Source organism: Streptococcus halitosis (assembly GCF_003143695.2).
GTDB classification, from domain to species: Bacteria; Bacillota; Bacilli; order Lactobacillales; family Streptococcaceae; genus Streptococcus; species Streptococcus halitosis.
Genome location: NZ_QEMY02000003.1, coordinates 71858 through 84529, shown reverse-complemented (window position 1 = coordinate 84529; position 12672 = coordinate 71858). Strand labels below are relative to the sequence as shown.

14 protein-coding genes and 1 other annotated feature are annotated in these 12672 nt (G+C 40.9%); all 14 genes read left to right on the top strand.

Translation table 11 applies throughout. From position 1 onward, the window contains the following. On the top strand, window positions 1–870 hold the full coding sequence (thrB, locus tag DB729_RS07705) for a homoserine kinase (RefSeq protein WP_109289480.1): 870 nt from the start codon (window positions 1–3) through the stop codon (window positions 868–870). A gap of 204 nt (window positions 871–1074) precedes the next feature. After that, window positions 1075–2013 carry a peptide-methionine (R)-S-oxide reductase MsrB gene (gene msrB, locus DB729_RS07695; RefSeq protein WP_109289481.1) on the top strand — a complete coding sequence of 313 codons (939 nt, stop codon included), beginning with the start codon at window positions 1075–1077 and terminating at the stop codon, window positions 2011–2013. 59 nt (window positions 2014–2072) lie between these two features. After that, window positions 2073–3797 (top strand): ABC transporter ATP-binding protein, encoded by a 1725-nt coding sequence (locus DB729_RS07690; protein ID WP_000681737.1) that lies wholly within the window; start codon window positions 2073–2075, stop codon window positions 3795–3797. 1 nt (window position 3798) lies between these two features. Then, entirely contained in the window at window positions 3799–5547 is a 1749-nt protein-coding gene (locus DB729_RS07685; protein WP_000828809.1) for an ABC transporter ATP-binding protein, read from the top strand. Between the two features lie 114 nt (window positions 5548–5661). Next, window positions 5662–6921 carry a TRZ/ATZ family protein gene (locus DB729_RS07680; RefSeq protein WP_109289482.1) on the top strand — a complete coding sequence of 420 codons (1260 nt, stop codon included), beginning with the start codon at window positions 5662–5664 and terminating at the stop codon, window positions 6919–6921. Window positions 6922–6982: 61 nt separating this feature from the next. Next, window positions 6983–7118, top strand: a sequence feature (ribosomal protein L10 leader region). A 38-nt stretch (window positions 7119–7156) separates the two neighbouring features. After that, window positions 7157–7657, top strand: a complete 501-nt coding sequence (rplJ, locus tag DB729_RS07670; protein WP_001287274.1) for a 50S ribosomal protein L10 — start codon at window positions 7157–7159, stop codon at window positions 7655–7657. A 74-nt stretch (window positions 7658–7731) separates the two neighbouring features. Further along, window positions 7732–8100, top strand: coding sequence for a 50S ribosomal protein L7/L12 (gene rplL / locus DB729_RS07665; protein WP_001196964.1), 369 nt, complete (start codon window positions 7732–7734; stop codon window positions 8098–8100). 201 nt (window positions 8101–8301) lie between these two features. After that, entirely contained in the window at window positions 8302–8475 is a 174-nt protein-coding gene (locus tag DB729_RS07660) for a hypothetical protein (RefSeq protein ID WP_000159606.1), read from the top strand. Continuing rightward, on the top strand, window positions 8472–9251 hold the full coding sequence (locus DB729_RS07655; protein ID WP_109289483.1) for a replication initiator protein A: 780 nt from the start codon (window positions 8472–8474) through the stop codon (window positions 9249–9251). Before DB729_RS07660 ends, DB729_RS07655 begins: the two co-directional genes overlap by 4 nt. A 98-nt stretch (window positions 9252–9349) precedes the next feature. Continuing rightward, entirely contained in the window at window positions 9350–10708 is a 1359-nt protein-coding gene (dcm, locus tag DB729_RS07650; protein WP_109289484.1) for a DNA (cytosine-5-)-methyltransferase, read from the top strand. Then, window positions 10692–11141, top strand: coding sequence for a hypothetical protein (locus DB729_RS07645; protein ID WP_003042047.1), 450 nt, complete (start codon window positions 10692–10694; stop codon window positions 11139–11141). The genes dcm and DB729_RS07645 overlap by 17 nt, the downstream gene beginning before the upstream one ends. Continuing rightward, on the top strand, window positions 11134–11514 hold the full coding sequence (locus DB729_RS07640; protein ID WP_000566534.1) for a thioredoxin domain-containing protein: 381 nt from the start codon (window positions 11134–11136) through the stop codon (window positions 11512–11514). The genes DB729_RS07645 and DB729_RS07640 overlap by 8 nt, the downstream gene beginning before the upstream one ends. 12 nt (window positions 11515–11526) lie before the next feature. Continuing rightward, complete coding sequence (locus tag DB729_RS07635; protein ID WP_000840776.1) at window positions 11527–11760, top strand: hypothetical protein; 234 nt, start codon at window positions 11527–11529, stop codon at window positions 11758–11760. A 2-nt stretch (window positions 11761–11762) separates the two neighbouring features. Beyond that, a complete protein-coding gene (locus tag DB729_RS07630) occupies window positions 11763–12350 on the top strand; it encodes a CPBP family intramembrane glutamic endopeptidase (protein ID WP_109289485.1) in 588 nt (195 codons plus the stop codon). The last annotated feature ends 322 nt before the right edge of the window (window positions 12351–12672 follow it).

Below are 12672 nucleotides of genomic sequence, written 5' to 3'. Positions count from 1 at the left end.
ATGAAGATTATTGTACCTGCAACCAGTGCCAATATCGGGCCAGGTTTTGATTCGGTCGGTGTAGCTGTTACCAAGTATCTTCAAATTGAGGTCTGTGAAGAACGGGATGAGTGGTTGATTGAACATCAGATCGGCAAATGGATTCCGCACGATGAGCGCAACCTTTTACTCAAGATTGCTTTACAAATTGCTCCTGACTTGCAACCAAGACGCCTGAAAATGACCAGTGATGTTCCCTTGGCGCGTGGTTTGGGTTCTTCTAGCTCTGTCATTGTTGCTGGAATTGAACTAGCTAATCAACTGGGTAAGCTCAACTTATCTGACCATGAAAAATTGCAGCTGGCTACCAAGATTGAAGGGCATCCTGACAATGTGGCTCCTTCTATCTATGGTAATCTCGTTATTGCAAGCTCTGTTGAAGGGAAAGTTTCAGCAATTGTGGCAGACTTCCCAGAGTGTGATTTTCTAGCTTACATTCCTAACTATGAATTGCGTACTCGAGACAGCCGTGGTGTTTTGCCTAAAAAGTTATCCTACAAGGAAGCTGTTGCAGCTAGTTCGATTGCCAATGTGGCTGTTGCGGCCTTGTTGGCAGGAGATATGGTGACAGCTGGACAAGCAATCGAAGGGGACCTCTTCCATGAGCGTTATCGTCAAAGTCTGGTCCGTGAATTTGCGACGATTAAGCAAGTATCTAAAGAGAATGGTGCCTATGCGACCTACCTCTCTGGTGCCGGGCCGACAGTTATGGTCTTAGCTTCTCATGACAAGATGCCAACGATCAAGGCAGAATTGCAAAAGCAACCTTTCAAAGGGAAATTGCATGACCTAAAAGTTGATACCCAAGGTGTCCGTGTCGAAGCAAAATAAAGAATAGAAGACAGGATGGGGAAACTCTCGACCAGAGGGCTTCCTGTCCTTTTTTTGAAAAGAAGTCTAGTTAATACTCTTCGAAAATTAAATTCAAACCACGTCAGCTTCGCCTTGCCGTACTCAAGTACAGCCTGCGGCTAGCTTCCTAGTTTGCTCTTTGATTTTCATTGAGTATAAAAACTTGATAAAGGAGAAATAAAGATGGCAGAAATTTATCTAGCAGGTGGTTGTTTTTGGGGCTTAGAGGAGTATTTTTCACGCATTTCGGGAGTGCTGGCGACCAGTGTTGGCTACGCTAATGGGCAAGTCGAAACGACCAATTACCAGCTACTCAAGGAAACAGACCATGCAGAAACGGTTCAAGTGATTTACGATGAGAAGGCAGTGTCACTCAGAGAGATTTTGCTTTATTATTTCCGAGTCATCGATCCCTTGTCTATCAACCAGCAAGGGAATGACCGTGGCCGCCAATATCGAACTGGGATCTATTACCAAGATGAAACAGACTTGCCAGCTATCTACACAGTGGTGCAGGAGCAGGAGCGTATGTTGGGTCGAAAGATTGCAGTAGAAGTGGAGAAACTTCGCCACTACATTTTAGCTGAAGATTACCACCAAGACTATCTCAAGAAGAATCCTTCTGGTTACTGTCATATCGATGTGACTGATGCTGAGAAGCCATTGATTGATGCCTCTAACTATGAAAAGCCTAGTCAAGAGGTGTTAAAGGAAAGCTTAACCGAAGAGTCTTATCGTGTTACCCAAGAAGCTGCTACAGAGGCTCCATTTACCAATGCCTATGACCAAACCTTTGAAGAAGGGATTTATGTAGATATCACGACTGGTGAGCCACTCTTTTTCGCCAAGGATAAGTTTGCCTCAGGATGTGGTTGGCCGAGCTTTAGTCGTCCGATTTCTAAGGAATTGATTCACTACTACAAGGATTTGAGCCATGGGATGGAGCGAATCGAAGTTCGTTCTCGTTCAGGCAATGCTCACTTGGGGCATGTTTTCACAGATGGACCTCGTGAGTTAGGTGGGCTCCGTTACTGTATCAATTCGGCTTCCTTGCGTTTTGTAGCCAAGGATGAGATGGAAGAGGCAGGATATGGCTATCTATTGCCTTACTTAAACAAATAAAACAGAGAGGGTGGGGCTTCCCACTTTCTTCATTTACAGAATAAGAATAGAAGGGATTTATGAAACACTTACTATCTTACTTCAAATCCTATATCAAAGAATCAATTTTGGCTCCACTGTTCAAGCTGCTAGAAGCTGTTTTTGAGCTCTTGGTTCCCATGGTGATTGCTGGGATTGTTGACCAATCCTTGCCTCAGAGAGATCAAGGGCATCTATGGATGCAGATTGGCCTGCTCCTTATCTTTGCAGTGATTGGCGTTTTAGTAGCCTTGATTGCTCAATTTTATTCAGCAAAGGCAGCGGTAGGTTTTGCCAAGGAATTGACAAACGACCTCTATCGTCATATTCTTTCTTTGCCTAAGGACAGCAGAGACCGTTTGACAACTTCTAGCTTGGTGACCCGCTTGACTTCTGATACCTACCAGATACAGACTGGGATCAATCAATTCCTGCGCCTCTTTTTGCGAGCGCCTATTATTGTTTTTGGGGCTATCTTTATGGCCTATCGCATCTCAGCTGAGCTGACTTTTTGGTTTTTGGTCATGGTTGGTTTTTTGACAATCGTCATTGTCGGTCTCTCTCGACTGGTCAATCCTCTCTACAGTAGTCTCAGAAAGAAAACGGACCAACTGGTTCAGGAAACGCGTCAGCAATTACAAGGCATGCGAGTTATTCGTGCCTTTGGGCAAGAAAAACGAGAATTACAGATTTTTCAAACCCTTAACCAAGTTTATGCTAGATTGCAAGAAAAGACGGGTTTCTGGTCTAGTTTGTTAACACCTCTGACTTATCTGATTGTCAATGGAACCCTTCTCGTCATCATCGGGCAGGGCTATATTTCAATTCAAGGAGGTTTACTCAGTCAAGGTGCTCTTATTGCCCTTATCAACTACCTCTTGCAAATTTTGGTGGAATTGGTTAAGCTAGCTATGCTGATCAATTCTCTCAATCAGTCCTATATCTCAGCCAAGCGAATTGAGGAAGTTTTTACCGAAGCTCCAGAGGATATCCATTCAGAGTTAGAACAAAAGCAAGCTACCGGTGATCGGATTTTGCAAGTCAAAGAATTAACCTTTACCTATCCTGATGCGGCCCAGCCTTCTCTGAGAAACATTTCCTTTGATATGAATCAAGGGCAGATCCTTGGTATAATCGGGGGAACTGGTTCAGGTAAATCAAGCTTGGTGCAAGTCTTACTTGGTCTTTATCCGGCAGACAAGGGAAGTATTGACCTTTATCGAAATGGACGTAGTCCTCGTAATCTTGAGCAATGGCGGTCTTGGATTGCCTATGTGCCTCAAAAAGTCGAACTTTTTAAGGGAACTATTCGTTCCAACTTGACTCTGGGTTTCAATCAAGAAGTATCTGACCAAGAACTCTGGCAGGCCTTGGAGATTGCGCAAGCTAAGGATTTTGTCAGTGAAAAGGAAGGACTCTTGGATGCCCTGGTTGAGGCTGGAGGTCGAAATTTCTCAGGTGGACAAAAACAAAGGCTGTCTATCGCACGTGCAGTCTTGCGCCAAGCTCCATTTCTCATCTTAGATGATGCGACCTCGGCCCTCGACACCATTACCGAGTCCAATCTCTTGAAAGCTATCCGAGAGAATTTGCCAAACACGAGTTTAATCTTGATTTCTCAACGGACTTCGACACTTCGTATGGCTGACCAGATTCTCCTCTTGGAAAAAGGTGAGTTACTAGCTGTTGGCAAGCACGATGACTTGATGAAGACTAGCCAAGTCTATCGCGAAATCAATGCATCCCAACATGGAAAGGAGGACTAGCATGAAACGACAAACTGCAAACCAGACGCTCAAACGTTTGGCCATAGATTTAGCAAACCATCCTTTCCTCCTTTTCCTTGCCTTTCTAGGAACTATTGCCCAAGTTGGCTTATCAATTTACCTACCTATTCTGATTGGACAGGTCATTGACCAAGTTCTAGTGGCTGGTTCATCACCAGTTTTTTGGCAGATTTTCATTCAGATGATATTGGTAGTCATAGGAAATACTCTGGTACAATGGGCCAATCCTCTTCTTTATAATCGTCTAATCTTCTCTTATACCAGAGACTTGCGAGAGCGAATTATCCATAAGCTCCATCGTTTACCGATTGCTTTTGTGAACCGGCAGGGCAGTGGAGAGATGGTTAGTCGTGTGACCACAGACATAGAACAGTTGGCAGCTGGTTTGACCATGATTTTCAATCAATTTTTCATTGGTGTTTTGATGATTTTGGTTAGTATTCTAGCCATGCTCCAAATTCACCTCCTCATGACCCTCTTGGTCTTGCTGTTGACGCCGCTGTCCATGGTGATTTCACGCTTTATTGCCAAACGCTCCTATCATCTCTTCCAGAAGCAAACAGAGACGAGGGGAATTCAGACTCAGTTGATTGAAGAGTCGCTTAGCCAGCAGACCATTATCCAGTCCTTCAATGCTCAGACAGAGTTTATCCAAAGACTGCACGAGGCGAATGCCAACTACGCAAGCTATTCTCAGTCAGCTATCTTTTATTCCTCAACGGTTAATCCTTCGACTCGCTTTGTCAATGCGCTCATTTATGCTCTTCTAGCTGGAGTAGGAGCTTATCGTATCATGATGGGTTCAACCTTGACCATTGGGCGTTTAGTAACTTTTTTGAACTATGTTCAGCAGTATACCAAGCCCTTTAACGATATTTCTTCAGTGCTAGCTGAGTTGCAAAGTGCTCTCGCTTGCGCAGAGCGCGTCTATGCTGTCTTAGAAAGTCCAGAGGTGGCTGAAACAGGTAAGGAAGTCTTGACCAGTGACCAAGTTAAGGGAGCCATTTCCTTTAAGCATGTTTCTTTTGGATACCATCCTGAAAGGATCTTGATTAAGGATTTGTCTATCAATATCCCAGCTGGTAGCAAGGTAGCCATCGTTGGTCCTACAGGTGCTGGTAAGTCAACTCTTATCAATCTCCTCATGCGTTTTTATCCTATTAACTCGGGAGATATCTTGTTAGATGGGCAGTCCATTTATGATTATACCCGAGCGTCATTGAGACAGCAGTTTGGGATGGTACTCCAAGAAACCTGGCTCAAGCAAGGGACCATTCATGACAATATTGCCTTTGGAAATCCTGATGCCAGTCGGGAGCAAGTGATTGCTGCTGCAAAGGCAGCCAATGCAGACTTTTTCATCCAACAGTTACCCCAAGGCTATGATACCAAACTGGAAAATGCAGGAGAATCTCTCTCTGTTGGGCAAGCCCAGCTCTTGACCATCGCCCGAGTCTTTCTAGCTATTCCAAAGATTCTTATCTTAGACGAAGCGACTTCCTCCATCGATACACGGACAGAGGTGCTAGTACAGGATGCCTTTGCCAAACTCATGAAGGGGCGCACAAGCTTTATTATTGCTCACCGTTTGTCAACCATTCAGGATGCGGATTTGATTCTTGTCTTGGTAGATGGTGACATTGTGGAGCATGGTAACCATCATGACCTCATGGCTAGAAAGGGCAAGTATTACCAAATGCAAAAAGCTGCGGCTTTTAGCTCTGAATAATCCTTTCTATTTTGAAATCTTATGGACAAAAAAAGTTGCCTTCGGGTGACTTTTTTGTTACAATAGCTAGAAAAATTATTCACTGTATATTGTCTTATAGAAAAGGAGCCTATAATGAAAGTATATCAGCATGTAAATATCGTGACTTGTGACCAAGATTTCCATGTTTATTTGGATGGTATCTTAGCCGTTAAGGACTCTCAAATCATCTATGTCGGTCAAGAGAAACCAGAGATTTTAGAGCAAGCTGAGCAGATTATATACTATCAGGGAGCCTGGATCATGCCTGGTTTGGTTAATTGCCATACCCATTCTGCTATGACAGGTTTGCGAGGGATTCGGGATGACAGCAACCTCCATGAATGGCTCAATGACTATATCTGGCCGGCAGAAGCAGGATTTACTCCCGACATGACTACCAAGGCAGTCAAAGAAGCTCTGACAGAGATGCTCCAGTCAGGGACAACAACCTTCAACGATATGTATAATCCCAATGGTGTGGATATTGAGCAAATTTATCAGGCAGTCAAGGCATCTAAGATGCGTTGTTATTTCTCACCGACCCTCTTTTCTTCAGAGGCAGAAACAACTGCTGAGACCATAAGCAGAACACGTGCCATCATAGAGGAAATCTTAGAATATGAAAACCCAAATTTCAAGGTTATGGTAGCTCCTCATTCTCCATATAGCTGTAGTAGAGACTTGCTGGAAGCGAGCTTAGATATGGCAAAAGAGCTGGACATTCCTATCCATATCCATGTGGCGGAGACTAAGGAGGAATCAGGAATTATCCTCAAACGATACGGCAAACGCCCCCTCGCCTTTCTAGAAGAACTGGGTTACTTAGATCATCCGTCTGTCTTTGCTCATGGGGTCGAATTAAACGAGAGAGAAATTGAACGCTTGGCAACTTCTCATGTGGCTATCGCCCATAATCCTATTAGTAACCTCAAACTGGCCTCAGGGATAGCTCCAATCATCCAACTGCAAAAAGCAGGAGTAGCAGTCGGAATTGCGACAGACTCGGTTGCTTCCAATAACAATCTTGATATGTTTGAGGAAGGACGGACCGCAGCCCTTCTTCAGAAAATGAAGAGTGGAGATGCCAGCCAATTCCCTATCGAGGCAGCCCTTAAGGCACTGACGATCGAAGGAGCTAAGGTTCTAGGAATGGAAAAGCAGATAGGAAGCCTAGAAGTCGGCAAACAGGCAGATTTTCTGGTCATTCAACCACAAGGAAAAATCCATCTTCAACCTCAGGAAAATATACTCTCTCACCTGGTTTATGCTGTCAAATCCAGTGATGTCGATGATGTTTATATCGCTGGAGAACAGGTGGTTAAGCAAGGCAAAGTTTTGACAGTAGAGATTTAAAAAAATTTAAAAAAAGTTTGCAAAAATCTTGCATTCTTTTTTTGTCTATGCTATACTTATATACGGTTTGAAAAAACTGCCTAAGACAGTAGGGGAGCTCGACTCATAAAGATCCTACCGAGGACAAAACGTATCATGTAAAAAGAAGCGTATTGTACTTTCGTGTCTAGGTTTGGGCGCGTTTTTCTTTTGGAAAAATTCCCCAAGCAAAATAATTACGGAGGTGAACACACTAATGAGTGAAGCAATTATTGCTAAGAAAGCGGAACTAGTTGACGTAGTAGCTGAGAAAATGAAAGCTGCTGCATCAATCGTCGTTGTAGACGCTCGTGGTTTGACAGTTGAACAAGATACAGTTCTTCGTCGTGAGCTTCGTGGAAGCGAAGTTGAGTATAAAGTAATTAAAAACTCAATCTTACGTCGTGCAGCTGAAAAAGCTGGTCTTGAAGATCTTGCATCTGTTTTTGTTGGACCATCTGCAGTAGCATTTTCTAACGAAGATGTTATCGCACCAGCGAAAATCTTGAACGATTTTGCTAAAAACGCTGAAGCACTTGAAATCAAAGGTGGTGCAATCGAAGGCGCTGTCGCATCTAAAGAAGAAATCGTTGCTCTTGCAACTCTTCCAAACCGCGAAGGACTTCTTTCTATGCTCCTTTCTGTACTTCAAGCGCCAGTGCGCAACGTTGCTCTTGCAGTCAAAGCGGTTGCAGACAACAAAGAAGACGCAGCTTAATCTTAAGCTACGCAGCGTAGCCTAGCTACGGAAAAACGATTATAAAATTAAAAACTTATTTGGAGGAAATAACAATGGCATTGAACATTGAAAACATTATTGCTGAAATTAAAGAAGCTTCAATCCTTGAATTGAACGACCTTGTAAAAGCTATCGAAGAAGAATTTGGTGTAACTGCAGCTGCTCCTGTAGCTGTTGCTGCAGCTGGTGCTGCTGACGCTGGTGCTGCTAAAGACTCATTTGACGTTGAGTTGACAGCTGCTGGTGACAAAAAAGTTGGCGTTATCAAAGTTGTACGTGAAATCACTGGTCTTGGACTTAAAGAAGCTAAAGAACTTGTTGATGGTGCACCAGGTGTCATCAAAGAAGGCGTTCCAACTGCAGAAGCTGAAGAAATCAAAGCTAAATTGGAAGAAGCTGGAGCTTCAGTTACTCTTAAATAAGAGGCATATACCAATTAGAATTCGGAATACTATAGTATCAGCCTTTTAGAATCGTGAACACATTTTAGAAACTGATAAATTAATTTAGTTTCCTGCCAAAAACCCTACCAAAAATTAATTTGGCAGGGTTTTTCTTTTTAATAAAAATATTTTGGAGAACAGTTGAATATTGTTCTCCTTTTTTTATTTTCTGGAGGGAAAATGACAAAAGAATTACAATCATCACGCTATATCGTCATTTCATTTTTAGTACGTGAAATGGGAATTGACATTGTTGAAGCCATCTCTCTTATGGCTGAATTAGAAAAAAGTGGCTTGGTTCGCTTGGAATCAAATGGCGATTTAATACTCAAAGAACTTGGAGGAGAGCTATGAAACGAATTACCGCAAATCAATACCAAACTTCAGAACGGTATTATAAATTACCTAAAATTCTTTTTGAGGATGAGAAATATATGGATATGAAACTAGAAGTAAAGGTGGCTTATTCTATTTTAAAAGATCGTTTAGAATTATCTCTCAGTCATGGTTGGATAGATGAAGAAGGCGCGGTCTATTTAGTATTTTCTAATTCTAAACTGATGAGGCTGTTAGGTTGTTCGAAGTCAAAATTACTGTCCATCAAAAAAAATCTTAAAGAATATGACTTAATTGATGAAGTTCAACAGTCTTCAAGTGAGAAAGGAAGACTAGCTAATAAGATTTATTTAGGGGAATTATCTTCTACCCCAGTAGGTAATTCAAACAGGCCTAGTGTTAAAAAAAGACTAGGGCAGGTTGAAAATGAAACGGCCCCCGTCTCACATTCAGCCCCTAGTGAGACTGAAGTTAGTGAGACTAAATATAGTGAGACTGATTCTTTATTTATTGAGGATGAGGAGGATAGGAATACTCAACCTATATTGAAAAGAAAAGTAGAAAAGGTCACAAAATATGATCGAGATTATATTTGGGGATTGGTACAAGATCAATTTAGACGAGAGGGTTTTTCTGAAACAGCCAGTGAAATTGCTATGACTGATTTTGAGAGAATCTATCAGTATGCTCTAGATAATGTCCGCTTTGTTAGACGTGCGGAAGTGCTTGCTGAATTTGTGTTTAACGGCTTGTATTCTGTTTGGAATAACCGTGTTAGAAAAGGAGGTGGTTAAATGTCGCCAATCGAGTGGATATTAGTTATGCTCATTTTCATTTCAAGTGGTTTGACTCTTTGGACATTAATAGTCGATCAGAAAGGGGTAATCAAGAAATGAAATTTATTGATTTATTTTCAGGTATCGGTGGTTTTCGACTAGGAATGGAAAGTGTCGGACACGAATGTATTGGATTTTGTGAGATTGATAAATTTGCTAGAGAATCTTATAAATCCATTTTTCAAACGGAAGGAGAAATAGAATTTCATGACATACGAAATGTTTCAGATGATGAATTTAAAAAACTTAGAGGGAAAGTCGATATCATCTGTGGGGGATTCCCTTGTCAAGCATTTTCAATCGCAGGAAGACGATTGGGATTTGAAGATACTAGAGGAACTTTGTTCTTTGAAATTGCTCGGGCGGCCAAACAAATCCAACCACGTTTTCTTTTTCTTGAAAATGTTAAAGGCCTACTCAATCACGATAAGGGACGGACGTTCACCACAATCCTTACCACACTTGATGAGTTGGGGTTTGATGTTGAGTGGCAGGTGCTTAACAGTAAGGATTTTGGCGTTCCCCAAAACAGAGAGAGGGTGTTTATTATCGGACATTCTAGAAAGAAAGGTATCAGACTCTTATTTCCTTTCAGACGAGAAGGTCAAGCAACTAACTCTGAGATTTTAAAAACATTAGGAAATTTGAATCCATCAAAAAGTGGAATGAGCGGTAAAGTTTATTATTCAGAAGGTCTTGCGCCAACCTTAGTTCGTGGGAAAGGAGAAGGATTTAAGATTGCGATTCCTTGTATGACACCAGACAGATTAGACAAGAGACAAAATGGTAGACGCTTTAAGGAAAATCAAGAGCCGATGTTTACTTTAAATACTCAGGATCGTCATGGCATTGTCGTTGTTGGAGATTTACCCACTAGCTTTAAGGAGACCGGTCGCGTCTATGGAAGTGAGGGCTTATCTCCAACACTGACTACGATGCAAGGAGGAGATAAAATTCCCAAAATACTGATTCCAGAAACAATCCAATTTTTAAAAGTCAGGGAAGCAACTAAAAAAGGATACGCTCAAGCAGAGATTGGAGATTCAATCAATTTGGAAAGACCAAGTTCTCAGTATCGGCGTGGTAGAGTTGGAAAAGGTATAGCGAATACGTTAACAACTAGTGGTCAAATGGGAGTAGTAGTGGGTAGCTATGAAGGAGAAGATAAACAAGTTTATCATGTAGCTGGTGTCTTGATAGATGGACAATTTTACCGTCTGAGGATACGACGAATCACTCCTAAAGAGTGTTTTCGCTTGCAGGGCTTTCCTGATTGGGCTTTTGAAGCTGCGAGAAAAGTCTCTAGTAATAGTCAGCTCTATAAACAAGCTGGTAATAGTGTAACCGTTCCTGTGATTGCCGCGATCGCAAAGAAATTAAAAGAAATAGAGGAAAAAGATGAAAGCATTAAATAAAGAATCAATACTAGATTGTGATGAATTAGAAACAGAATTACATGATGCAGAAATCAAACAGCTGGATGAACAATTATTTTTGATGCCCAATTATCCATGTGAGTTTGAAGTAACATTTTTAGATGATTACCATAAAAAACACAACTACCCACTATTTTACGAGTCCTATCTTCAAAACGTTATGGAATTCCTTGAAAGTCAAGACATAAAGAATGGGGTTGATGCCTTTGTAGATGATCATCAAAATCTTGTTTTTGTTTTATATGGACAAGGCTATCGAGCCGAGGGAGAAGAGGGAATACTTACAACCCAAGTAACTGTAAAAGCTTATGATGAAGACAAGAAATCGATTAACTTCTCAAATTCATTAGATTCCTTAATCGTCTCAGAATATCAAATGGAACCGAATCTTTGGGAGGTCTCCCATGATTGATCTCTATCTAAGTAAAAATAGCCAAAGAAATCAACTTCTTTTGGATTTCTTTCAAAAGTATGGCATCGAGGTGTCTTGTCATTCGATTTCTGAAATGACAAAGGATAAATTAATTGAGATGATGAGCTATTCTTCAGATTGTTTTGAGTTTCTATCACCCAATTTATTACGATTTAAGAACCGTGACAATCTAAGATTAACGGATTTCATTGAAATGATATTAAAAAATCCTGAACTATGCATCAGGCTTCCTCTTGCGGTTTCAAATAAGAGAGTTTATCCAAATCTGAATTTGGAAGAGGCTAGAGCTCTATTGCCAAGAGATACGAAACAATTGATTTACATGGCACAAACACATTATTTATCTAGTTAAAGGAGAAGCAATATGGCTGAACGATTTTGGGAGAACTTGTCCATTATTTTGGCTGAAAGAAATATTAGCTGGATTGAGTTAACCAGAAAAATGTTTGCAGGAGAGTTTCACTATCCAAGTGAATTGAATCGTTTGTATCAAAAAATACGCCACTACAAGATGGAACAACGAATGCCTCAAAGTCCATGGGTAGAAAGGATTGTGCAGGTATTAGATTTAGATTATGAAGATTTATTTCGGAGGTAACTATGAAAAGAATAATTCCAGTTTATATATTCCAACAAGTAAATGTCTTATTGGTATCCCTATACTTACTGAAATTGCTTTGTATTGGTGAGTTAACCATACTACAGATTCTCTATTGTGCGTCGCTCTTTTCTTTTTTATGGATGTATGGTCAACGAAAACAAGTGGTCAAGGTCAATATGAAAACTAGGATGAAATGGCTTGGTATTGGATTCGTTAGCCTACTGATTATAAGCCTATGTTTTAGTCTGATTCATGCTCAAGGAACCACGAATCAAGCAAACTTAATTGGCCTTCAACATCAGGTTCCTTGGTTTTCATTTTTATTGTTCTTAATCAATGCGAGTATGGTTGAAGAATTTCTGTATCGAGAAATTTTATGGAACCTGGTCAGAAAATTAGATATTCGAGTTGCTTTGACAAGTGTTTTATTTGCCTTAGTACATCATCCAGGAACCATTCTAGCTTGGTGTTTATATGTTTCACTTGGGATCTTTTTAGGGATGGTGCGCTATAAATCTGACTTATGGGGAAGTATGGGTCTACATTTGGTGTGGAACCTACTAGTTTATAGTTTGCTGCTTTTTTAGACCAAATTAGCTTGTTTTAGGGAAATGAAATGCTAGCGTTATGTAACAATGTTAGTCTTTTATTTCAAACTCTTTGATTAATATGAATTTAGCTCGACAGAAAAACAAGAAATGTGATAAAAATTTCAACTACTCTTATCTATAATAAAGCTACCTGTTCTTTGAAAATTGAATCCACTCCGTCTTGATTAGCGTGCCTGTGTAAGTAGGGACTGAGAGTATTTCCCTGTGAAGGGCAACTGGCACAAGACGTGTGTGAGAATTTTCTAACAGACACGGAGTTTATCGTTTCCAGACTCAAACGATGCGACAAACTAGATAA

Excerpts from the sequence above, each read along its gene's own strand:
- thrB (WP_109289480.1), top strand. The coding sequence starts at position 1 with ATGAAGATTATTGTACCTGCAACCAGTGCCAATATCGGGCCAGGTTTT.
- msrB (WP_109289481.1), top strand. The coding sequence starts at position 1,075 with ATGGCAGAAATTTATCTAGCAGGTGGTTGTTTTTGGGGCTTAGAGGAG.
- DB729_RS07690 (WP_000681737.1), top strand. The coding sequence starts at position 2,073 with ATGAAACACTTACTATCTTACTTCAAATCCTATATCAAAGAATCAATT.
- DB729_RS07685 (WP_000828809.1), top strand. The coding sequence starts at position 3,799 with ATGAAACGACAAACTGCAAACCAGACGCTCAAACGTTTGGCCATAGAT.
- DB729_RS07680 (WP_109289482.1), top strand. The coding sequence starts at position 5,662 with ATGAAAGTATATCAGCATGTAAATATCGTGACTTGTGACCAAGATTTC.
- rplJ (WP_001287274.1), top strand. The coding sequence starts at position 7,157 with ATGAGTGAAGCAATTATTGCTAAGAAAGCGGAACTAGTTGACGTAGTA.
- rplL (WP_001196964.1), top strand. The coding sequence starts at position 7,732 with ATGGCATTGAACATTGAAAACATTATTGCTGAAATTAAAGAAGCTTCA.
- DB729_RS07660 (WP_000159606.1), top strand. The coding sequence starts at position 8,302 with ATGACAAAAGAATTACAATCATCACGCTATATCGTCATTTCATTTTTA.
- DB729_RS07655 (WP_109289483.1), top strand. The coding sequence starts at position 8,472 with ATGAAACGAATTACCGCAAATCAATACCAAACTTCAGAACGGTATTAT.
- dcm (WP_109289484.1), top strand. The coding sequence starts at position 9,350 with ATGAAATTTATTGATTTATTTTCAGGTATCGGTGGTTTTCGACTAGGA.
- DB729_RS07645 (WP_003042047.1), top strand. The coding sequence starts at position 10,692 with ATGAAAGCATTAAATAAAGAATCAATACTAGATTGTGATGAATTAGAA.
- DB729_RS07640 (WP_000566534.1), top strand. The coding sequence starts at position 11,134 with ATGATTGATCTCTATCTAAGTAAAAATAGCCAAAGAAATCAACTTCTT.
- DB729_RS07635 (WP_000840776.1), top strand. The coding sequence starts at position 11,527 with ATGGCTGAACGATTTTGGGAGAACTTGTCCATTATTTTGGCTGAAAGA.
- DB729_RS07630 (WP_109289485.1), top strand. The coding sequence starts at position 11,763 with ATGAAAAGAATAATTCCAGTTTATATATTCCAACAAGTAAATGTCTTA.